At 68.9% G+C, this 19,074-nt stretch carries 21 protein-coding genes and 1 pseudogene; 17 read left to right on the top strand and 5 right to left on the bottom strand.

What is annotated here, in order from left to right:
* Positions 1 to 31 precede the first annotated feature (31 nt).
* A complete protein-coding gene (locus AC5Y3P_RS20615; RefSeq protein WP_500047794.1) occupies positions 32 to 1,312 on the top strand; it encodes a L,D-transpeptidase in 1,281 nt (426 codons plus the stop codon).
* Here AC5Y3P_RS20615 and AC5Y3P_RS20610 read toward each other — a convergent pair.
* Complete coding sequence (locus AC5Y3P_RS20610; RefSeq protein ID WP_500047793.1) at positions 1,293 to 2,063, bottom strand: SDR family oxidoreductase; 771 nt, start codon at positions 2,061 to 2,063, stop codon at positions 1,293 to 1,295. The two genes, AC5Y3P_RS20615 and AC5Y3P_RS20610, sit on opposite strands and share 20 nt — an antisense overlap.
* A 303-nt stretch (positions 2,064 to 2,366) precedes the next feature.
* Here AC5Y3P_RS20610 and AC5Y3P_RS20605 point away from each other — a divergent pair, with 303 nt between their 5' ends.
* The 6 genes from AC5Y3P_RS20605 to regX all read left to right on the top strand — a co-directional run bounded on the left by AC5Y3P_RS20605 (position 2,367) and on the right by regX (position 8,328).
* Positions 2,367 to 3,599: an ROK family protein gene (locus AC5Y3P_RS20605; RefSeq protein WP_500047812.1), complete on the top strand. Its 1,233-nt coding sequence runs from the start codon at positions 2,367 to 2,369 to the stop codon at positions 3,597 to 3,599.
* Positions 3,600 to 3,608: 9 nt separating this feature from the next.
* On the top strand, positions 3,609 to 4,949 hold the full coding sequence (gene mshA, locus AC5Y3P_RS20600; protein ID WP_500047792.1) for a D-inositol-3-phosphate glycosyltransferase: 1,341 nt from the start codon (positions 3,609 to 3,611) through the stop codon (positions 4,947 to 4,949).
* Positions 4,946 to 5,455 carry a type III secretion system chaperone family protein gene (locus AC5Y3P_RS20595; RefSeq protein WP_500047791.1) on the top strand — a complete coding sequence of 170 codons (510 nt, stop codon included), beginning with the start codon at positions 4,946 to 4,948 and terminating at the stop codon, positions 5,453 to 5,455. The genes mshA and AC5Y3P_RS20595 overlap by 4 nt, the downstream gene beginning before the upstream one ends.
* 23 nt (positions 5,456 to 5,478) lie before the next feature.
* Entirely contained in the window at positions 5,479 to 6,225 is a 747-nt protein-coding gene (locus tag AC5Y3P_RS20590) for a phosphoglyceromutase (protein WP_500047790.1), read from the top strand.
* A gap of 152 nt (positions 6,226 to 6,377) precedes the next feature.
* Positions 6,378 to 7,568: a sensor histidine kinase gene (locus AC5Y3P_RS20585; protein ID WP_500047789.1), complete on the top strand. Its 1,191-nt coding sequence runs from the start codon at positions 6,378 to 6,380 to the stop codon at positions 7,566 to 7,568.
* Positions 7,569 to 7,641: 73 nt separating this feature from the next.
* Positions 7,642 to 8,328 (top strand): two-component sensory transduction protein RegX, encoded by a 687-nt coding sequence (gene regX, locus AC5Y3P_RS20580; RefSeq protein ID WP_500047788.1) that lies wholly within the window; start codon positions 7,642 to 7,644, stop codon positions 8,326 to 8,328.
* 25 nt (positions 8,329 to 8,353) lie between these two features.
* Here regX and AC5Y3P_RS20575 read toward each other — a convergent pair whose 3' ends face one another.
* Complete coding sequence (locus tag AC5Y3P_RS20575; protein WP_500047787.1) at positions 8,354 to 9,133, bottom strand: DUF3109 family protein; 780 nt, start codon at positions 9,131 to 9,133, stop codon at positions 8,354 to 8,356.
* Between the two features lie 68 nt (positions 9,134 to 9,201).
* Here AC5Y3P_RS20575 and AC5Y3P_RS20570 point away from each other — a divergent pair.
* The 4 genes and pseudogenes from AC5Y3P_RS20570 to AC5Y3P_RS20555 form a co-directional block, all read left to right on the top strand.
* Positions 9,202 to 9,590: pseudogene (locus tag AC5Y3P_RS20570) on the top strand (Ppx/GppA phosphatase family protein); the annotation flags it as partial.
* A complete protein-coding gene (locus tag AC5Y3P_RS20565; protein ID WP_500047786.1) occupies positions 9,587 to 10,624 on the top strand; it encodes an Rv0497 family membrane protein in 1,038 nt (345 codons plus the stop codon). The pseudogene AC5Y3P_RS20570 and the gene AC5Y3P_RS20565, both read left to right, overlap by 4 nt.
* Positions 10,625 to 10,630: 6 nt before the next feature.
* Positions 10,631 to 11,473: a sugar phosphate isomerase/epimerase family protein gene (locus AC5Y3P_RS20560; RefSeq protein ID WP_500047785.1), complete on the top strand. Its 843-nt coding sequence runs from the start codon at positions 10,631 to 10,633 to the stop codon at positions 11,471 to 11,473.
* A 37-nt stretch (positions 11,474 to 11,510) separates the two neighbouring features.
* Positions 11,511 to 12,317, top strand: a complete 807-nt coding sequence (locus AC5Y3P_RS20555; RefSeq protein ID WP_500047811.1) for a thioesterase family protein — start codon at positions 11,511 to 11,513, stop codon at positions 12,315 to 12,317.
* Between the two features lie 35 nt (positions 12,318 to 12,352).
* Here AC5Y3P_RS20555 and AC5Y3P_RS20550 read toward each other — a convergent pair whose 3' ends face one another.
* Positions 12,353 to 12,805, bottom strand: a complete 453-nt coding sequence (locus AC5Y3P_RS20550) for a hypothetical protein (RefSeq protein WP_500047784.1) — start codon at positions 12,803 to 12,805, stop codon at positions 12,353 to 12,355.
* Positions 12,806 to 13,393: 588 nt separating this feature from the next.
* Here AC5Y3P_RS20550 and proC point away from each other — a divergent pair.
* From proC to AC5Y3P_RS20525, 5 genes are all read left to right on the top strand, one after another.
* A complete protein-coding gene (proC, locus tag AC5Y3P_RS20545; protein WP_500047783.1) occupies positions 13,394 to 14,269 on the top strand; it encodes a pyrroline-5-carboxylate reductase in 876 nt (291 codons plus the stop codon).
* A 151-nt stretch (positions 14,270 to 14,420) separates the two neighbouring features.
* Positions 14,421 to 14,681: a helix-turn-helix domain-containing protein gene (locus AC5Y3P_RS20540; RefSeq protein ID WP_500047782.1), complete on the top strand. Its 261-nt coding sequence runs from the start codon at positions 14,421 to 14,423 to the stop codon at positions 14,679 to 14,681.
* Between the two features lie 195 nt (positions 14,682 to 14,876).
* On the top strand, positions 14,877 to 14,978 hold the full coding sequence (locus AC5Y3P_RS20535; protein WP_003402602.1) for a 30S ribosomal protein bS22: 102 nt from the start codon (positions 14,877 to 14,879) through the stop codon (positions 14,976 to 14,978).
* A 65-nt stretch (positions 14,979 to 15,043) separates the two neighbouring features.
* Positions 15,044 to 16,114, top strand: coding sequence for an SDR family oxidoreductase (locus tag AC5Y3P_RS20530; protein WP_500047781.1), 1,071 nt, complete (start codon positions 15,044 to 15,046; stop codon positions 16,112 to 16,114).
* 36 nt (positions 16,115 to 16,150) lie between these two features.
* Positions 16,151 to 17,209, top strand: a complete 1,059-nt coding sequence (locus AC5Y3P_RS20525) for a lysophospholipid acyltransferase family protein (RefSeq protein ID WP_500047780.1) — start codon at positions 16,151 to 16,153, stop codon at positions 17,207 to 17,209.
* A gap of 7 nt (positions 17,210 to 17,216) precedes the next feature.
* Here the strand turns inward: AC5Y3P_RS20525 and AC5Y3P_RS20520 are convergent, their stop codons facing one another.
* Both AC5Y3P_RS20520 and AC5Y3P_RS20515 read right to left on the bottom strand, forming a co-directional pair.
* The gene (locus tag AC5Y3P_RS20520) at positions 17,217 to 17,714 is read right to left on the bottom strand and encodes an FAS1-like dehydratase domain-containing protein (RefSeq protein ID WP_500047779.1); all 498 of its coding nucleotides are present in this window, start codon (positions 17,712 to 17,714) and stop codon (positions 17,217 to 17,219) included.
* Positions 17,715 to 17,777: 63 nt separating this feature from the next.
* Entirely contained in the window at positions 17,778 to 18,662 is an 885-nt protein-coding gene (locus AC5Y3P_RS20515) for an HAD family hydrolase (protein WP_500047778.1), read from the bottom strand.
* 68 nt (positions 18,663 to 18,730) lie between these two features.
* Between AC5Y3P_RS20515 and AC5Y3P_RS20510 the strand changes: the two genes are divergently transcribed.
* Positions 18,731 to 19,000 (top strand): glutaredoxin family protein, encoded by a 270-nt coding sequence (locus tag AC5Y3P_RS20510; protein ID WP_500047777.1) that lies wholly within the window; start codon positions 18,731 to 18,733, stop codon positions 18,998 to 19,000.
* Positions 19,001 to 19,074: the final 74 nt, after the last annotated feature.

Below are 19,074 nucleotides of genomic sequence, written 5' to 3'. Positions count from 1 at the left end.
ACGCGCGGTTCGCCCCGTATCCTCGGTTGACGTGAGCTCCAAGCGCGTCGCGTCCCCGGCGCTGAGCCGTCGGCAGGCATTGGGCGCGGTCGCCCTCGGCGTCGTCGCGCCCGGGGCGCTGGCCGCCTGCTTCGCCGACTCCGGCAACCCGGCCGGCAGCCCGCCACCGGCCCCGACGCTGAGCTTGCACCCGGAACCCGACACCGCGGGGTTCTCACCGATCGAGCCGGTGCGCGCCGAGGTGCGCGACGGGTTCTTCCAGCGGATCGCGTTGACCAACCCGCAGGGCCAACCGGTCGCCGGGGCGCTCAGCCCGGACCGCACCGTGTTCACCACCACCGAACCGTTGGGTTACGGCGCGCGCTACACCTGGACCGGGCAGGTGGTCGGTACCGACGGCAACCCGCTCGCGGTGCAGGGCGGCTTCACCACGTTGGCCCCGACCCAGGTGGTCAGCGCCCAATTCCAGCTCGCCGACGGCCAAACCGTCGGGGTGGCAGCGCCGATCATCTTGCAGTTCGACGCCCCGGTCGCCGACAAGGCCGCTGTCGAGCGGGCCCTGACGGTGCGCACCGAACCGCCCGTGCAGGGCAGCTGGGCCTGGCTGCCCGACGAGGCCGCAGGTTCGCGGGTGCACTGGCGCACCCGCGAGTACTACCCGGCCGGCACCACGGTGCACGTGCAGGCCACCTTCTACGGCCTGCCGTTCGGTGACGGCGCCTACGGCGCAGCCGATTCCACCCTGGACTTCGCGATCGGACGCCGCCAGGTGGTGCGGGCCGAGGCGTCCAGTCACCGCATCCAGGTGATCACCGACGAGGGCGTGATCATGGACTTCCCGTGCAGCTACGGCGAAGGCGACCTGGACCGCAACGTGACCCGCAGCGGCATCCACGTGGTCACCGAGAAGTACGAGGACTTCTGGATGACCAACCCGGCGGCCGGCTACGCCAACATCCACGAGCGCTGGGCGGTGCGGATCTCGAACAACGGCGAGTTCATCCATGCCAACCCGGCCAGCCTGGACGCGCAAGGCAACACCAACGTCACCAACGGCTGCATCAACCTCGCACCCGGGGATGCCGAGCAGTACTTCTACTCGGCGATCTACGGCGACCCGGTCGAGGTCAGCGGTACCCGCATCCAGCTGTCCTACGCCGACGGCGACATCTGGGACTGGGCGGTGGACTGGTCGGAATGGCGCGCCATGTCGGCGCTGACCGACCAGGACGCGCCGGCCGGACTGCCGTCGACCGCGCCGGCCACCCCGACCGACGCGCCGACCCCGTCGGCTACGGCGCCTGGCGGTTGAACCGGCCGTGCGGGGCCTGATCCCGCGGGCGCAGCACGATCTGATCCAAGTTCACGTGTGCCGGCCGCGACGCGGCGAAACCGATCACCTCGGCGACGTCCTCGGCGACCAGCGGTGTGATGCCGGCGTACACCTGATCGGCGCGCTGCTCGTCCCCGGCGAATCGGACCAGCGAGAACTCGGTCTCCACTGCACCCGGGGCGATCTCGGTCAGCCGCACCGGCTGGCCCAGCAGCTCGCCGCGCAGCGTGCGGTGCAACGCGCCCTGGGCGTGCTTGGCGGCGGTGTAGCCGGAGCCGCCGTCGTAGGTTTCGAACGCCGCGATCGAGGTCACCGTGACGATCAGGCCGTCCCCGGAGGCCACCAAGGCCGGCAGCAGCGCGCGGGTGACCCGCAGCGTGCCCAGCACGTTGGTCTCCCACATCCAGCGCCAGTTGTCCAGGTCGGCGTCGGACACCGTTTCCAGGCCCTTGGCGCCGCCGGCATTGTTCACCAGCACCGACACCGTGCCCCCCAGCTCGGCGACCCGGTCGACCAGCGCTTCCACCGATGCGTCGTCGGTCACGTCCAGCGGCACCGCGGTGCCCGAGATCTGGGCCGCCAGGGCTTCGATCCGGTCGGTTCTGCGGGCCGCCACGATGACATGGAAACCTTGCGCGGCAAGGGTTTTCGCGGTGGCCTCGCCGATTCCGGAGCTGGCTCCGGTGACCACCGCCAGCTTGCTGTTGGACTGCTTTGCACCCTGGGTCATCAGACGAAGTCTAGTAACCGTGCTAAATTCTCGTTCGTGTCCGAACGGCAGCTGGAATACGCGACTGCGCCGCACGCCATGATGTGTGCGTCGTGGCTGTGTTGTTGTCCCAGTTCTTGCCGCGCCTGAGCGCTTTCGTTTTCGACTGAGCGACTCCTCGGCAGCGCGGCCCGAGTCCCGCCCTTTTCCGGCTCTCTCTCCTGTGAGGACACTTCCGTGCGTACAGCCAGCTCTTCTGTCATTTCTGCCCCCAATTCCATCCCGGGTTCGGTTGCCGGCCCCGCCGCTTCGCACGTCGCCACGTTGGGCAGTGGCCGCCCCCGACCGCCGCACCCGCTGCGCGCCGGGCACCAGGTGCTGGCCCCGGCACTGCGGCTGCCCGACAACGCCGCCGGTGCGGTGTTCGCTGCGGTGCGCCAACGCGGCCCGGTCGCCCGCGACGCCATCGCGGGCCTGACCAAACTGTCGATTGCCACGGTGAACCGCCAGGTCACCGCCCTGCTGGAGGCAGGTCTGGTGCGCGAGCGCGCCGACCTGGCGCCGTCCGGCGCGATCGGCCGGCCCCGGGTGCCGGTCGAGGTCAACCACGAGCCGTTCGTCACCCTCGGCATCCACATCGGGGCACGCTCGACCAGCATCGTGGCCGCCGATCTGTTCGGTCGCACCCTGGATGCGGTGGAGACCCCGACGCCGCGCGGGGATCAGGGCGCGGCCCTGAACGCGCTGGCCGCCAGCGCGCAGCGCTATCTGAGCCGCTGGCATCGCCGCCGCCCGCTGTGGGTGGGCGTGGCGATCGGCGGTGTGGTGGACACCAGCCGCGGCTACGTCGACCACCCGCGGCTGGGTTGGTCGCAGGCCCCGGTCGGGCCGGTGCTGGCCGCCACCTTGGGGCTGCCGGTGTCGGTGGCCGCGCACGTCGACGCCGTCGCCGGCGCCGAGCTGCTGCTCGGCCTGCGCCGCCCCGACGCCCCGGCCACCGGGCTGTACGTCTACGCCCGCGAAACGGTCGGCTACGCCCTGGTGATCGACGGTCGGGTGCACAGCCCGTCCGGCGGCCCGGGCACCATCGCCAACCTACCGGCACACTCCGAATTGCTGGGCGGCACAGGCCAATTGGAGACCACCGTGAGTGACGAGGCGGTCGTCTCGGCGGCCCGCCGGCTCGCCGTGCTGAACTCCGAGCCGGCCACCACGGCCGCCGTGGTGACCGCCGCGCGCCGTGGCGACACCGTCGCCACGCAACTGCTGGCCGAACGGGCCCGGGTGCTCGGTGAGGCGGTGGCACTGCTGGGCGACCTGCTCAACCCCGACGATCTGGTGGTCGGTGGGCAGGCGTTCACCGAATACCCGGAAGGCTTTCCGCACGTCGAGGCTGCGATCGCGGCGCACTCGGCGCTCGGTCCGCGCGAGCTGCGGGTCACCGGGTTCGGCAACCGGGTGCAAGAAGCCGGGGCCGGGGTGGCCTCGCTCAGCGCGCTCTACAACGACCCGCTGGGCTCTATGCGGCGTGCGACCCGGCCACGCGCGATCGCCTGACCACCACCGATGCCCACCGCGTTGCGGTGGTGCAAGGATGGAGCGGTGCGCGTTGCCGTGTTGTCGGTTCATACCTCGCCGCTGGCCCAACCGGGCACCGGTGATGCCGGGGGAATGAACGTCTACGTCCTGCAGACCGCGTTGCATCTGGCACGTCGCGGGGTGGAGGTGGAGATCTTCACCCGCGCCACGTCGTCCTCGGACGCCCCGGTGGTGCCGGTGGCGCCCGGCGTGCTGGTGCGCAACGTGGTGGCCGGCCCGTTCGAAGGCCTGGACAAGTACGACCTGCCCACCCAGCTGTGTGCGTTCACCGCCGGTGTGTTGCGCGCCGAGGCCACCCACGAACCCGGCTACTACGACATCGTGCATTCGCACTACTGGCTGTCCGGTCAGGTGGGCTGGTTGGCCGCCGACCGGTGGGCGGTGCCGCTGGTGCATACCGCGCACACCCTGGCCGCGGTCAAGAATGCGGCGCTGGCCGAGGGGGACATCCCCGAGCCGGCGCTGCGCGCCGTCGGTGAACAACAGGTGGTCGACGAAGCCGACCGGCTGATCGTCAACACCGAAGATGAAGCCGGCCAATTGGTTTCGCTGCACGGTGCCGACCCGAACCGGATCGACGTGGTGCACCCGGGGGTGGACCTGGCCACCTTCACGCCGGGCGATCGGCGTGCCGCGCGTGCGGCATTGGGGCTGCCCGATGAACCCACCGTGGCGTTCGTCGGGCGCATCCAGCCGCTCAAGGCGCCCGATGTGCTGCTGCGGGCCGCGGCCAAGCTGCCCGGGGTGCGGGTGCTGATCGCCGGCGGTCCGTCCGGCAACGGGCTGGCTGCTCCCGACGGTCTGATCGGGCTGGCCGACGAACTCGGCATCACCGACCGGGTCACGTTCCTGCCGCCGCAGCCGCGGGAACGCTTGGTGCAGGTCTACCGGGCCGCCGATCTGGTTGCGGTGCCGAGCTATTCGGAGTCCTTCGGTCTGGTGGCCGTCGAGGCGCAGGCCTGCGGCACCCCGGTGGTGGCGGCCGCGGTGGGCGGCCTGCCGGTCGCGGTGCGCGACGGCGTCAGCGGCGCACTGGTCGACGACCACGACCCGGATCGGTGGGCGGCCACCCTGGAGAGCCTGCTGAGCGCCGACCCGGACCGCCGGGCAGAACTGCAGCAGGCCGCGGTGGCGCATGCGGCGACGTTCTCCTGGGACCACACCGTGGACGCGCTGCTCAGCGCCTACCGGCGGGCCATCGCCGACTATCGCCAAACCCACCCGCGGCTGCGCCGTCCGGCGGGCGTGGATGCCGCCGCCCGCCGCAACGGCCGGTTGTGGGGCCGACGAAAAGGGGTTCGTACGTGAGTCAGGACGTGCACACGCTGATCGCGACCACCCTCGACGAACACGGGCTGAGCTATTCACCGTTTCCCGGCGCGCACGGCGGGCTGCCGGGGCTGGTGGTCGAACTGCCCGGTGAACGCAAGCTGAAGACCAACACGCTGCTGAGCATCGGCGAGCATTCGGTGCGGGTGGAAGCGTTCGTGTGCCGGCGGCCCGATGAGAACCTCGAAGGGGTCTACCGCTTCCTGCTCAAACGCAACCGCCGGCTCTACGGGGTGGCCTACACCCTGGACAACGTCGGCGACATCTATCTGGTCGGGCGGATGGCGCTGGAATCGGTGACGCCCGACGAACTCGACCGGGTGCTGGGCCAGGTGCTCGAGGCCGTCGACACCGACTTCAACACCTTGCTGGAGTTGGGTTTTCGGTCCTCCATCCAAAAAGAGTGGGAGTGGCGGGTGTCCCGCGGTGAATCGTTGAAGAACCTGCGTGCCTTCGAGCACCTGATCGACGACGACCAATCCTGAGCAGTCATGAGAAGATGCCTGCCATGGGAGACGCCACACTGATCTTGCTCCGGCACGGCCAGAGCGACTGGAATGAGAAGAACCTGTTCACCGGCTGGGTGGACGTCGACCTGACCGAGCGCGGCCGCGCCGAGGCGGTCCGCGGCGGGGAACTGATGGCCGAGCAGAACCTGCTGCCGGACGTGCTCTACACCTCGCTGCTGCGCCGCGCCATCACCACCGCGCACCTGGCGTTGGATGCGGCCGATCGGCTGTGGATCCCGGTGCACCGGGACTGGCGGCTCAACGAGCGGCACTACGGCGCGCTGCAGGGCCTGGACAAGGCCGCCACCAAGGAAAAGTACGGCGAAGAGCAGTTCATGGCGTGGCGACGCAGCTACGACACCCCGCCGCCGCCGATCGAGAAGGGCAGCGAGTTCAGCCAGGACTCCGACCCGCGCTACGCCGACATCGACGGCGGGCCGCTGACCGAGTGCCTGGCCGACGTGGTGGCCCGGTTCGTGCCGTACTACGAATCGACCATCGTGCCCGACCTGGCGGCCGGCAAGACCGTGCTGATCGCCGCGCACGGCAATTCGCTGCGCGCCCTGGTGAAGTACCTGGACGGGATGAGCGACGAAGACGTCGTCGGTTTGAACATCCCGACCGGTATTCCGCTGCGCTACGACCTGGACGCCGATCTGCGTCCCAAGGTTCCCGGCGGCAGCTACCTGGACCCGGAGGCCGCGGCCGCCGGCGCGGCTGCTGTGGCCGGCCAGGGCAACAAGTAGAAAGCGTGCCCCGAGCAGCGAGCTGACCACCGGTTGAACATCGGTTGAACCTGGGTGAACGGCGGCCGAACACCTGGTCTGTGCGGTGTGACTTGTGTCGATTTGGCCGCACGCTGCTGGGATGACGTTCGCCGCACGCTTACTATTCGACCGTGAGCATGGTGTCGGTGCTGACCGTCGCTGGCCTCGTGGCGGTGGTCGCGGTGCTGGTCGGGTTCACGCTCGGCACCTGGGTCGTACCCCGGATCGAGGCGCGCCGCCGCCGGCGGTTCGCTGAGCGGGCCGGGATGACGGTCTCGGAGCTGCTGCAGCACGTGGTGATGTCCGCGCCGCTGGGCATCGTCGTGGTCGATGCGCACCGCGACGTGGTGTTCTTGAATCGGCGGGCTGCCGAACTGGGTCTGGTGCGCGACCGGCTGCTCGACGACCAGGCCTGGTTGGCCGCGCAGCGCACGCTGTCCACCGGTGCCCCGGCCGAGGTCGAGTTGACGCCGCGGCGACGCAGCGCGGAGTCGCCCGGCGCGCGGCCGGCGCCCACCGTGCGTGGCCACGTTCGGCTGCTGACTGAGGACGACCGTCGCTTCGCCGTCGTCTTCGTCGACGACCAGTCCGAGCAGGCGCGGATGGAGGCCACCCGGCGCGACTTCGTCGCCAACGTCAGCCACGAACTCAAGACCCCGGTGGGCGCGATGGGCGTGCTGGCCGAAGCCATCCTGGAATCACCCGACGACCCCGAGATGGTGCGGCACTTCGGGACCAAGGTGCTCGCGGAATCCAAGCGGCTGGCCAACATGGTCGGCGAGCTGATCGAGCTGTCCCGGCTGCAGGGCGCCGAACGGCTCCCCGAACTGACCGGTGTCGACGTCGATACCGTTGTGGCCGAAGCTATTTCACGTTACAAGGTGGCCGCTGACAACGCCGACATCGAAGTCGTCACCGACGACCCGACCGGTTTCTCGGTGCTCGGTGACCGCCCGCTGCTCGTGACCGGGGTGGCCAATCTGATCTCCAACGCGATCGCCTACTCGCCGCGCGGGTCGGCGGTCTCGATCAGTCGCCGTCGCATCGGTGACACCGTGGAGATCGCGGTCACCGACCGCGGCATCGGCATCGCGCCGGCCGATCAGGAGCGTGTGTTCGAGCGGTTCTTCCGGGTGGACAAGGCCCGTTCGCGCGCCACCGGCGGCACCGGACTCGGGTTGGCGATCGTCAAGCACGTCGCCGCCAATCACAACGGATCGATCCGGCTGTGGAGTCAGCCCGGCACCGGATCGACGTTCACCTTGGTCATTCCCGCCGACCCGGAAGAACCGGGTATCGACGACGACGTCGGGGCGGCGTGATGCCGAACGGCAAAGCAGGACGCAGGCTGCCGCAGCGGCGTCGAGTAAGTGAGGGAGAGGAATGGTTACGTCGATGACCAGTGTGCTGATCGTTGAGGACGAGGAGTCGCTGGCCGATCCCCTGGCGTTCTTGTTGCGCAAGGAGGGCTTCGAGACCACCGTGGTCGGCGACGGCCCGTCGGCGCTGGCCGAATTCGATCGGGCCGGTGCCGACATCGTGCTGTTGGACCTGATGCTCCCGGGTATGTCCGGTACCGACGTGTGCAAGCAGCTGCGGGCCCGCTCCGGGGTCCCGGTGATCATGGTGACCGCGCGGGACTCCGAGATCGACAAGGTGGTCGGCCTGGAGTTGGGTGCCGACGACTATGTCACCAAGCCGTACTCGGCGCGCGAGCTGATCGCCCGGATCCGGGCAGTGCTGCGCCGCGGCGCCGACGCCGAAGCAGCCGGCGTCGCTGACGGCGTGCTCGAGGCCGGACCGGTGCGGATGGATGTGGAACGGCACGTGGTGAGTGTGAACGGCGAACCGGTCACGTTGCCGCTCAAGGAGTTCGACCTGCTCGAATATTTGATGCGGAACAGTGGCCGGGTGCTCACCCGTGGTCAGTTGATCGACCGCGTGTGGGGTGCTGACTACGTGGGCGACACCAAGACCCTGGACGTGCACGTGAAACGGCTGCGCTCGAAGATCGAAGCCGACCCGGCCAATCCGGTGCATCTGGTCACGGTGCGCGGCCTGGGCTACAAGCTGGAAGGCTGACCCGCCGGCTGCCGGCGCGCGCCGGCTACTCGGCCGCGCGGGTGGCCGGGTGCACGGCGATCAAGCCCAGTCCGGCCCGGCGCCGGCACATCGCCGCCAACTCCGCGTAGGCCTTCTCGCCGAGCAGTTCGGTGAGCTCGGGCGCGTAGGACTCGTACACCGGTTTGCTGCCGACGTGCGCGGCCGGGTCGCCGGTGCAGTACCAGTGCAGGTCGGCACCGCCGGAACCCCAGCCGCGCCGGTCGTACTCGGTGATCGTGGTCTTGAGGATCTCGGTGTCGTCGGGCCGGGTGATCCACTCCTGGGTGCGCCGGACCGGCAGCTGCCAGCACACCTCGGGTTTCATGGTCCACGGCTGCACGCCGAGCTTGAGCGCCTTGCTGTGCAGTGCGCAGCCGATCCCGCCGGCGAATCCGGGCCGGTTCAAGAAGATGCAGGCGCCCTTGTATTTGCGGGTCCGCCAGTTCGGCTCGCCCTCGTACTCGTCGAGCTCGAGGTAGCCCTTCTTGCCCAGCCCCTTGTCGCGGTACTGCCAGTCCTCGGCGGTCAGCTGGGACACCACGTCGTCGAGGTGAGCCCGGTCGTCGTCGTCGGACAGGAACGCGCCGTGGCTGCAGCAACCATCGTCGGGGCGGTCGGCCACCGTGCCCTGACAGGCCGGCGTGCCGAAGACACAGGTCCAGCGACTGCACAACCAGGTCAGGTCGGCAGCGATCAAATGTTCCGGGTTGTCCGGGTCGTAGAACTCGACCCACTCGCGGGGGAAGTCCAGTTCCACTTCACCGGGATGCGACCATGCTGTCACCTGCTCAACGGTAGACGAGGTTTGCGGTGCGCACCGACCAGCGGTCGATCCGCGGCTGCCGGTGCGGCCCGGCGCGGTCCGGACCGCTAGGTTGGGGGAGGGTAGGACTTGGGCGTGTCGCGCGCGGACGCACACGCTGCGGTCTCAGACAGCTCATAGCATTCATCTCTAGGATGACCGCGGCTGACCGTGCGGAATGGGAAGGAGTGAGCGCCGAGCGCGCCCTGCAGTTGCAGGTGGGTGCGCGGTGGCGGAATCGAGCATGCATGCGCTGGGAATCGGAACCGGGAACATTTGCTCGCCGGCATTGCGGGAAGGTCTCATTCTGCGCAAGCTCGATAGCGAAGCCGCCGGAACCGCTTTGGTGCCCACTGCCGTGGGGGATTCTGGATCTCGACCCCTGATCACCGGCGGTGTGGACCGGCTCGCGGACCGGCCGAGAGGCAACAGACCATGACTGGACCAGATAACGGCAACGCCACCCGGCCCATTTCGGTGGCCGAGTTGCTGGCAAAGAACGGCACGATCGGTGCGCCGGTCAGTGGCGGCCGACGACGTCGGCGTCGCGGCAACAGCGATGCGGTGACGGTCGCCGAACTCACCGGTGAAATCCCGATCGTGCGCACCGGTGAGCTGCCGGTGGTGACCGACGACGAAGCCACCGCAACGGCCCCCGAGGAAACCGCCGAGCAGACCACGAGCGACGAGTTACCCGAACCCGTCGCAGCTGAGCCGGCGGCGCCGGAAGCCGAGGCCGAGGCGCCAGCCGCACCTGCTGAACCCGAAGCCGAACCGGAGCCGGAGCGTCGCCGCCCGCTGCGCCGGGCCGACACCCCGCTGCCGCGTCGCGGTCGCAGCGGTGCCCCGGAGCGCACCCACCATCCGCGTCCGGTCCGCAAGAACGACCAGCCGCGTCGGCCGGTGCGTAGGCCGGCCGGCGCCGAGCTGATGAGCCCGGACCCGATCGACCTCGACGCACCGATCTCGGAGCCACTGGATCTCGGGTTGGGCGGGTCGGCCGACCTCGACGACACCGTCGTCCCCGATGAACTCGGTCTCGGTGAAGCCAGCTATCTGCGTTCGGCCGACGACACCCTGTTCGGCGGCGAGACCGTCGCCGACGATTTGGCCCGCCGCGGTGACGTGGACGCCGACTCCGACCTGCTCACCGAGGAAGGCGAAGCCGCCGAAGCGCTCAGCGACGAGGAACCCGAGCCCCTCACCCGAGTCCAGAAGGTCTGGCACGGGACCCTGGTGCTGTTGCAGTGCCTGCTCGCCGTCGGGTTCGGCGCCGGCCTGTTCCTGGCGTTCGTGCAGCTGTGGCAGTGGCAGCGGATCGTGGCGTTGGTGCTCGGCGGGCTGGTGGTCGTGGCGCTGGTGGTCGGTGTCCGGATCGTGCGCAAGACCGAGGACATCGGCAGCACGCTGATCGCGATCGCGGTCGGTCTGATCGTCACATTCGGTCCGTTGGCCCTGCAGCAGGCGAACTAGCCGCTCGTGCGCCCCGCAATCAAGGTCGGTCTGTCCACCGCCTCGGTGTATCCGCTGCGCACGGAAGCCGCCTTCGAATACGCCGCCCGCCTCGGGTATGACGGCGTCGAGCTGATGGTGTGGGCCGAGTCGGTCAGCCAGGACATCGACGCCGTGCAGCGGATGTCGGAGCACTACGGCGTGCCGGTGCTCAGCGTGCACGCGCCGTGTCTGCTGATCTCCCAGCGGGTCTGGGGGTCCAACCCGATTCCCAAGCTGGAACGCAGCGTGCGCGCCGCCGAGCAGTTGGGTGCCCAGACCGTGGTGGTGCATCCGCCGTTCCGCTGGCAGCGCCGCTACGCCGAAGGGTTCAGTGCTCAGGTGGCCGAATTGGAGCAGAGCAGCAACGTGCTGGTTGCGGTGGAGAACATGTTTCCGTTCCGAGCCGACCGGCTGTTCGGGGCGGGTCAGTCGATCGAACGGATGCGCAAACGCGGTGGCCGTCCCGGGGCGGGCATCTCGGCATTCGCACCGTCCTACGACCCGCTGGACGGCGACCACGCGCACTACACCCTGGACCTGTCGCACACCGCCACCGCGGGAACCGATGCGCTGGAGATGGCCAACCGGATGGGCGACGGCCTGGTGCATCTGCATCTGTGCGACGGCATGGGCGCCTCGGCCGACGAGCACCTGGTGCCGGGGCGGGGAACCCAACCCACCGTCGAGATCTGCCAGATGCTGGCGGCCGGCTCGTTCAACGGCCACGTGGTGTTGGAAGTGACCACCTCGGCGGCACGCTCGGAAGTCGAGCGTGAGGCGTTGCTGATCGAATCGCTCCAATTCGCGCGCACCCATCTGCTGCGCTGAAGGGAACCCGGTGGCCCCCGTTTCGTTTTCGCATGCCATGGAGTTGGTCCGGGTCGAGACCGACACCGCCGATCCGGCCCAGGTGGTCTTCGCCGGTGAGCTCAACCTGCACTGGACCATCGGGCCCAAGATCCATGGCGGGGTGATGCTGTCGTTGTGCGCCAAGGCTGCCCGGCTGGCCGGGGCCACCGGTCCGTTGGCAGATGCCGAACCGGTTGCGGTGTCGGCCAACTTCTTGTGGGCGCCGGATCCGGGACCGGTGCACCTGGTCGCCACGGTCCGCAAGCAGGGCCGGCGGATCGGCCTGGTGGACGTCGAACTGACCCAGGGCGGTCGCACCGCGGTGCGTGCGGCCGTCACGCTGGGCAGTCCCGAGCACGACGCGCCGCCGCTGCTGGTGGGCGACCCGGCCGCCGGGATGACGCCGGAGCCACCGGCCGAGATGGAGCCGATCGGGCCGGGCCATCGGCTGGCCGAGATCAACCACCTGGCGGCCGGGTGCGACATTCGGCCCGACCTGGCCGGATTGGTCCCGCACGGCGACGGGCCGCCGCACGCCCGGATCTGGGTGCGGCCCCGCGGTGAGGCCCCGGACTCGTTGTTCGCGCTGATGTGCGGCGACATCTCGATGCCGGTGACCTTCGCGGTCGGGCGCACCGGGTGGGCGCCCACCGTGCAGTTGACCGCGTACCTGCGGGCGGCCCCGGCCGACGGTTGGTTGCGGGTGCTGTGCACCACCACGCAGATCGGGCAGGACTGGTTCGACGAAGACCACACCGTGCTGGACTCCGCCGGCCGGATCGTGGTGCAGACCCGCCAACTTGCGCTGGTGCCGGTCAACTAGGCCCGTGCCGCGTGGTCAGGCTGCTTGGCCTGTGGTCAGGCGGCCGGGCCCAAGCCGACGTCGACCCGGTCGGCCGGCAGCTCACGCACATCGGCCAACTCCGGTGCGGCCAGCACGAAGGCCATCGCCTCGTCGATCTCATCCGGGCTGGCGCAGCAGACGTGATCGCAGGTCAGCGTCGGCGCTGCCGCGAAGTGCAGCGTGGTCGACAGCCGCCAGATGGTGCTGCGGTCGCGGCGCGGAACGATGAACTGCCGGGCGACCTGGAAGGTGAACAGGGCCGGTGCCGGGCTGCGGAGAGCTCGTCGGCCCCATTGCAGCAGCAGCATGTCGCCGTAGTCGTCGAACGGCAGCACCCCGTCGACGCGTTCTCGGCGATACCAGTCGGCGGCCACCCGCGCCAACGCGATCGGGGTGAGCGAAGTTGGCTCCAGTCCCGAGTTCGCGAGCCGTTCGGTGAACGCCGTCAGCGAGTCCGACCAACGCATGCGGCCATGATGCTCCCGCGTCGGGCGTGGCGGAGCCGATCGGGCGAACCCGCGGGTGTGGATGGCAGGCAGTGCTGCGGGCCGTGGGCGGATGTTGGTGGCGTTCGCGTCGAGTGAGGAATGCCGTAGGTGGGTTTCTGCCGAGTGAGGAATCCTGCAGGTCTTCCCTGTCGAGTGAGGACTCATGTACGCCAGGGGTGTCGAGTGAGGAGCTACGTACAAGAAGTGCGAGTAGACCTGTGCGTGGTTCCTCACTCGGCGCTATCGACCTACCTGGTTCCTCACTGGACGGCGAAACTGTACGTGGTTTCTCACTCGGGGCCGTCGATCTACGTGGTTCCTCACTCGGGACAGCACGACCTGCGTGATTCCTCACTCGGCGGGCCTGACCTGCAGAACCCGTGCGCAGAAGGTCTGCCAGACCGCCCGAGCCGAGACCGCCGCGGCTCCACTCACCGCCGTCTGCCAGAACGACGCGGCGCGCCGGCCAGCCAACCCGCAACCCCCGAGGCGCGCCGGCCAGCCAACCCACACCGCCGAGGCGCGCCGCGTTCTTCGGTCCCGGCGGTCGGCCGCTAGTGTTCCCGCATGGCCAGAATCGCGATCATCGGTGGCGGCAGCATGGGCGAGGCTCTGCTGTCCGGACTTCTGCGCTCGGGCCGCCACGTCAAAGACCTGGTGGTCGCCGAACGCATGCCCGAACGAGCCAAGTATCTGGCTGACAAGTACGCCGTGCAGATCGCCCCGGTCGCCGATGCGGCCGAGCACGCCAACTTCGTGATCGTGGCGGTCAAGCCCGGCGACGTCGAACTCGTCATCGGCGACATCGCCGAAGCGGCCGCGCAGGCCGAATCCGACAGCGCCGAGCAGGTCTTCGTCAGCATCGCCGCGGGCGTCTCGTCGGCCTTCTACGAGAACAAGCTGCCGGCTGGGTCTCCGGTGGTGCGGGTGATGCCCAACGCGCCGTCTCTGGTCGGCGCCGGCGTCAGTGCGTTGGCACCGGGTCGCTTCGTGAGTCCCGAGCAACTCAAGGATGTGGCGGGACTGCTGGACAGCGTCGGCGCGACCATCACGGTCACCGAGAGTCAGCTCGACGCAGTGACCGGGCTGTCCGGTTCCGGCCCGGCGTACTTCTTCTTGATGGTCGAGGCTCTGATCGACGCCGGCGTGGCCGCCGGCCTGTCCCGGACCGTCGCCACCGACCTCACCGTGCAGACCATGGCCGGCTCGGCGGCGATGTTGCTGGAGACCATCGACGAGAGCCGCCGCGCGGCCGCCGACGGCGCTCGCGGTCTCGGCGTGGACACCACACCAGCGCAGCTCCGGGCGACCGTGACGTCGCCGGGCGGGACCACCGCGGCCGGCCTGCGCGAACTCGAACGTGGAGGTTTGCGGGCGGCCGTGGCCGAAGCGGTGAATGCCGCCCGGATGCGCTCAGAGCAGCTCGGAATAACATCGGAGTAGTTCGCCGGGGTTTCAGAATTTTCCGATCGAAAACCCCACACCCGTCGCAGCAACCACACCCGCCCCGCTATTCTCCTACCTTGTAAGCACGTGTTCGCGCCAGCGGAGGGGAAGCCGCTGGAACTGGCCGTGCCTGATTGATTGGGTTGCGATGACGTCTATGAACGGGCCATCGGCGCGGGATTCCGCCGGAAACAAGAAAGACAGTGGAGGCGCCGACGGCGGACCCGTCGCTCGGACGCAGTTTTTGACCGTGGCCGAAGTCGCCAGCCTGATGCGGGTTTCGAAGATGACGGTGTACCGGCTGGTGCACAACGGTGAACTTCCGGCCGTCCGCGTCGGTCGTTCCTTCCGGGTGCACGCCAAGGCCGTGCACGATCTGTTGGAAACGTCCTACTTCGACGCTGGCTGACGGCGCACGAACGGCAGCGCCGCGCACCGCAGGGGTGCGCGGCTGTACCGAGCCGAGATGGCCCCACCGGTTTTCGGTTTGCCGGGCCATTTCGGTAAGGTGGCCGGGTTAAGTCGTGTCAACGGTCTCCCCGGACCCGCGGTGTATTCACCAGCTGAGTCCGGGCAGCGCATCGGTAGGTAGGCAGCGGAGTACATGGGTTCAGTCATCAAGAAGCGGCGCAAGCGCATGTCGAAGAAGAAGCATCGCAAGCTGCTTCGGCGCACCCGGGTGCAGCGCAGAAAACTCGGTAAGTAGCCGTAGGCGCACCCGTGCGTTCGCGTCGACATGCCTACGCGGGCATCCGACGGTAGCCTGAGCCGATGGACTCGGGAAGCGACGGTGCAGCTCCCGCCACCCCGAAGGTCGTTCTCGTCACCGGTGCCTGTCGGTTCCTCGGTGGATACCTGACGGCCCGGCTGGCGGCCAATCCGGATATCGAACGCGTGATCGCGGTGGATGCGGTCACACCCAGCAAGGATCTGCAGCGTCGGATGGGGCGCGCCGAATTCGTGCGCGCCGACATCCGTAACCCCTTCATCGCCAAGGTGATCCGCAACGGCGACGTGGACACCGTGGTGCATGCCGCGGCCGCGTCCTACGCGCCGCGCAGTGGCGGCCGGGCCACGTTGAAGGAACTCAACGTGATGGGCGCGATGCAGTTGTTCGCCGCCTGCCAGAAGGCGCCCATGGTGCGTCGGGTGATCCTCAAGTCCACCTCCGAGGTGTACGGCTCGAGCGCGTTCGATCCGGTGATGTTCACCGAGGAGACCAGCGCGCGCCGGCCGCCCGGAGAGAGCTTCGCCCGGGACAGCATCGACATCGAGGGCTATGCCCGCGGACTCGGTCGGCGCCGGCCGGACATCAGCGTGACAATCCTGCGGTTGGCCAACATGATCGGCCCGGCCATGGACACCCAACTGTCCCGGTATCTGGCCGGGCCGCTGGTGCCCACCACGTTCGGCAGGGACGCCCGACTGCAGCTGCTGCACGAGCAGGACGCGCTCGGTGCCCTGGAACACGCCACCATGGTGGGCAAGCCCGGCACCTTCAACGTCGGCGCCGACGGCATCATCATGATGTCCCAGGCGGTCCGCCGGTCGGGTCGACTGGCGCTGCCGCTGCCGTCGGTGGGAGTGCGGCTGGTGGATTCGCTGCTGAAGGCGACCGGCGGCGGGGCGGTCAATCGCGACCAGGTCGCCTACATGGTCTACGGCCGGGTGATGGACACCACTCGGATGCGCACCGAGTTGGGCTATCAGCCGAAGTGGACCACGCTTGAGGCGTTCGACGACTACGTGCGTGGCCGTGGTTTGACTCCAATAGTCGATCCGCGGTGGGTACGCTCGGTGGAGAGTCGGGCGACGGCGGTCGCGCAGCGGTGCGGAAGTTAGTCTCGCAAGAGTTCCAAGGGGGAGAAGGTAGTAAACGTGGCGGGTGAATCGAAGGCGAAAGTCATTCCGCTACACGGTAATTCAGCCCGTGTAGCGAATGCGCGACGGTCTGGTCAGCGAGCTGACGCCGCGCGCCGGCACCCCTCCCTGTACACCGAGTCGTCCGCGCATGACACCGCCGAGCAGGTAGCCGCCGTCGTCAGCGAGATCGACGCGCACCGCGGCGTCGGCGGTGCGCACGCCGAGCCGCCCAACGAACTCGCCGAGCGGATCTCCGGGATCGCCGAGTTTGCCCGCAGACGACTCACCGGCGATTACACCGTCGACGACTTCGGGTTCGATCCACACCTCAACGAAGCGGTCTTCCTGCCTTTGCTGAGGACACTGTTCCGGTCCTGGTTCCGGGTCGAGGTCTCCGGCATCGAGAACCTGCCCACCGACGGCGCCGGTCTGGTGGTGGCCAACCACGCCGGTGTGCTGCCGATGGACGCGCTGATGCTGTCGGTGGCCGTGCACGACCACCACCCGACCAACCGGGATCTGCGCGCGCTGGCTGCCGACATGGTGTTCGACATGCCGGTGCTCGGACACGCCGCGCGCAAGGCCGGCCACACCATGGCCTGCACCGCCGACGCCCACCGGTTGCTCAGCAACGGCGAGCTGACCGCAGTCTTCCCGGAGGGCTACAAGGGGCTGGGCAAGAAGTTCGAGGACCGGTACAAGTTGCAGCGGTTCGGCCGTGGAGGGTTCGTCGCGGCCGCGCTGCGCAGTAAGGCGCCGATCATCCCGTGCTCGATCGTCGGGTCCGAGGAGATCTACCCGATGATTGCTGACCTCAAGCTGCTGGCCCGACTGCTGGGGCTGCCGTACTTCCCGGTCACGCCGCTGTTCCCGCTGGCCGGCCCGCTCGGATTGGTCCCGCTGCCGTCGAAGTGGCACATCACGTTCGGCACTCCGATTCCCACCGCCGAGTACGACGACGGTGCCGCCGACGACCCGATGGTCACCTTCGAGCTCACCGACCACGTGCGCGAAACCATCCAGCACACGCTGTATCAGATGCTGGCCAGCCGGAGGAACATGTTCTTCGGCTGAGCCCGAACTACATCCCGAGTCGGGCTGCGATCGCAGCCACCTGCTCGTCGGCCTCCGAGTCGCTGGCTGCCTCACCGAGCATGGTGACCACGCTGGTGAGTACGGGCTGGCCGGCGCCGTCGGTGACTTCGGCGCGCAACTCGACGATCACGGCGCCGTGCGATTCGGTCACCGAGTCCAGGTAGGAGTCGAAATAGAGCTCGTCGCCGTCTTTCACCGGGCGGTGGAACTTGAACTTCTGGTCGCGGTGAATGACGCGGGCGATGTTGATCCCGACGTCGAACCGTTTGAACATCTCCATCTGCACCCGCCGACCGGCCACCGCGGCGAAGGTCAACGGCGCGATGATCGCATCGTGACCCAGCTCGGCTGCGGCGTCCTCGTGGTGGTGCGCGGGATGTCCGTCGAACACCGCCTCGGCGTACTCGCGCACCTTCTCCCGGCCCACCACGAACTTGTCCGGGTAGTGGTAGTGCGTACCGATGATCTCTTCAGCAATGGCCATGGCTGGTGGTGCATCCTCGAGGTGACAGGCGGATGGGGCGCCTGCGCCCCGCGCCGCAGCCTATCAGCGCCGCCGCGAAGCGATGGCCGCCAGCGCGCCGCCGGCCGCCCCGAGCGCCAGCGCCGAGGGCACCCCGATCCGGGCGGCCTTGCGTGCGGTGCGGAAGTCGCGGATCTCCCAGCCCCGCTTGCGGGCGACGTCGCGCAGGTCGGCGTCCGGGTTGATGGCGACCGCGGTGCCGACCAGGGTGAGCATCGGCACGTCGTTGAAGCTGTCCGAATAGGCCGTGCAGCGGCGCAGATTCAGCCCTTCACGAATGGCCAGGGCACGCACCGCGTGCGCCTTGCCCGGGCCGTGCAGAATCTCGCCGACCAGCCGTCCGGTGAACACGCCGTCGACCGATTCGGCGACCGTGCCCAGCGCGCCGGTCAACCCGAGCTTGCGCGCGATGGTGGCGGCCAGCTCGTACGGCGTGGCGGTGACCAGCCACACCTGCTGGCCGGCGTCGAGGTGCATGCGGGCCAGATCCAGGGTGCCGGGCCAGATCTTGTCGGCGATGATCTCGTCGTAGATCTCTTCGCCGAGCGTCTCCAACTCGGCCACCGAGCGGCCCTCGATGAACGACAGCGCCTTGCGTTTGCCCTCGGCGACGTCGTCGCTGTTCTCCCGGCCGGTCAGCTGGAACTTCGCCTGCGCGATGATCACGCCCAGGATGTCGCGGTAGGTGAAGTACTCCCGGGCTGCCAGGCCGCGTGCGAAATGCACCAGCGACGAGCCGTGCACCAGCGTGTTGTCCACGTCGAAGAACGCCGCCGCGGTCAGGTCCGCCGGTGGCGACGGCGGTGCCGTCGCGCCGGCCAGATCCTCGAGCGCACGTGCGGCGCTGGCCTCGCCGGGCGGGCGGGCCGCCGCGGCCGCGGGTTCGGGTGCCGACCCGTTCTCGCCCATCGGGCCCCCTTTCAGCACGCCTGCACTGGATTGCCCGTCAACCCTAACTAAATGTCAGAATCGTGCAGATGAGCCGGGCACGAGTGCAGTTGTTGACGCGGGCGGGATGCGCGGTCTGCGAGCGGGTCTTCGGTCGGCTCGAGCAGTTGGCCGCCGAACTGAATTTCGAGCTGTCCAGCACCGACGTCGATGCGGCCGCGGCCGCCGGGGATTCCGCGCTGCGCGCCGAGTTCGGTGATCGGCTGCCGGTGGTGCTGCTCGACGGTGTCGAGCACAGCTATTGGGACGTCGATGAGCCGCAATTACGGGCCGATCTGGCCGCTCGGAGCGAACCGTGACCCGGTTCGAGGATTTGGTGGGCACAATGGTAGGCGACTACGGTTGTAGCCAGTTTTCGTCATTTGTCGGACGC

This window comes from Mycobacterium sp. NGS45 (assembly GCF_059812645.1).
The sequence above is the reverse complement of the archived record's forward strand: the minus strand, read 5'-3'. Positions and strand labels throughout refer to the sequence as shown.

What these genes read in the sequence shown, in the direction of transcription:
- AC5Y3P_RS20555 (WP_500047811.1), top strand. Translation starts at nt 11,511, where the DNA reads ATGGAGTTGGTCCGGGTCGAGACCGACACCGCCGATCCGGCCCAGGTG.
- AC5Y3P_RS20535 (WP_003402602.1), top strand. Translation starts at nt 14,877, where the DNA reads ATGGGTTCAGTCATCAAGAAGCGGCGCAAGCGCATGTCGAAGAAGAAG.
- AC5Y3P_RS20510 (WP_500047777.1), top strand. Translation starts at nt 18,731, where the DNA reads ATGAGCCGGGCACGAGTGCAGTTGTTGACGCGGGCGGGATGCGCGGTC.
- AC5Y3P_RS20520 (WP_500047779.1), bottom strand. Translation starts at nt 17,714, where the DNA reads ATGGCCATTGCTGAAGAGATCATCGGTACGCACTACCACTACCCGGAC.
- AC5Y3P_RS20550 (WP_500047784.1), bottom strand. Translation starts at nt 12,805, where the DNA reads ATGCGTTGGTCGGACTCGCTGACGGCGTTCACCGAACGGCTCGCGAAC.
- AC5Y3P_RS20530 (WP_500047781.1), top strand. Translation starts at nt 15,044, where the DNA reads ATGGACTCGGGAAGCGACGGTGCAGCTCCCGCCACCCCGAAGGTCGTT.
- AC5Y3P_RS20610 (WP_500047793.1), bottom strand. Translation starts at nt 2,063, where the DNA reads ATGACCCAGGGTGCAAAGCAGTCCAACAGCAAGCTGGCGGTGGTCACC.
- AC5Y3P_RS20590 (WP_500047790.1), top strand. Translation starts at nt 5,479, where the DNA reads ATGGGAGACGCCACACTGATCTTGCTCCGGCACGGCCAGAGCGACTGG.
- AC5Y3P_RS20515 (WP_500047778.1), bottom strand. Translation starts at nt 18,662, where the DNA reads ATGGGCGAGAACGGGTCGGCACCCGAACCCGCGGCCGCGGCGGCCCGC.
- mshA (WP_500047792.1), top strand. Translation starts at nt 3,609, where the DNA reads ATGCCCACCGCGTTGCGGTGGTGCAAGGATGGAGCGGTGCGCGTTGCC.
- regX (WP_500047788.1), top strand. Translation starts at nt 7,642, where the DNA reads ATGACCAGTGTGCTGATCGTTGAGGACGAGGAGTCGCTGGCCGATCCC.
- AC5Y3P_RS20565 (WP_500047786.1), top strand. Translation starts at nt 9,587, where the DNA reads ATGACTGGACCAGATAACGGCAACGCCACCCGGCCCATTTCGGTGGCC.
- AC5Y3P_RS20540 (WP_500047782.1), top strand. Translation starts at nt 14,421, where the DNA reads ATGACGTCTATGAACGGGCCATCGGCGCGGGATTCCGCCGGAAACAAG.
- proC (WP_500047783.1), top strand. Translation starts at nt 13,394, where the DNA reads ATGGCCAGAATCGCGATCATCGGTGGCGGCAGCATGGGCGAGGCTCTG.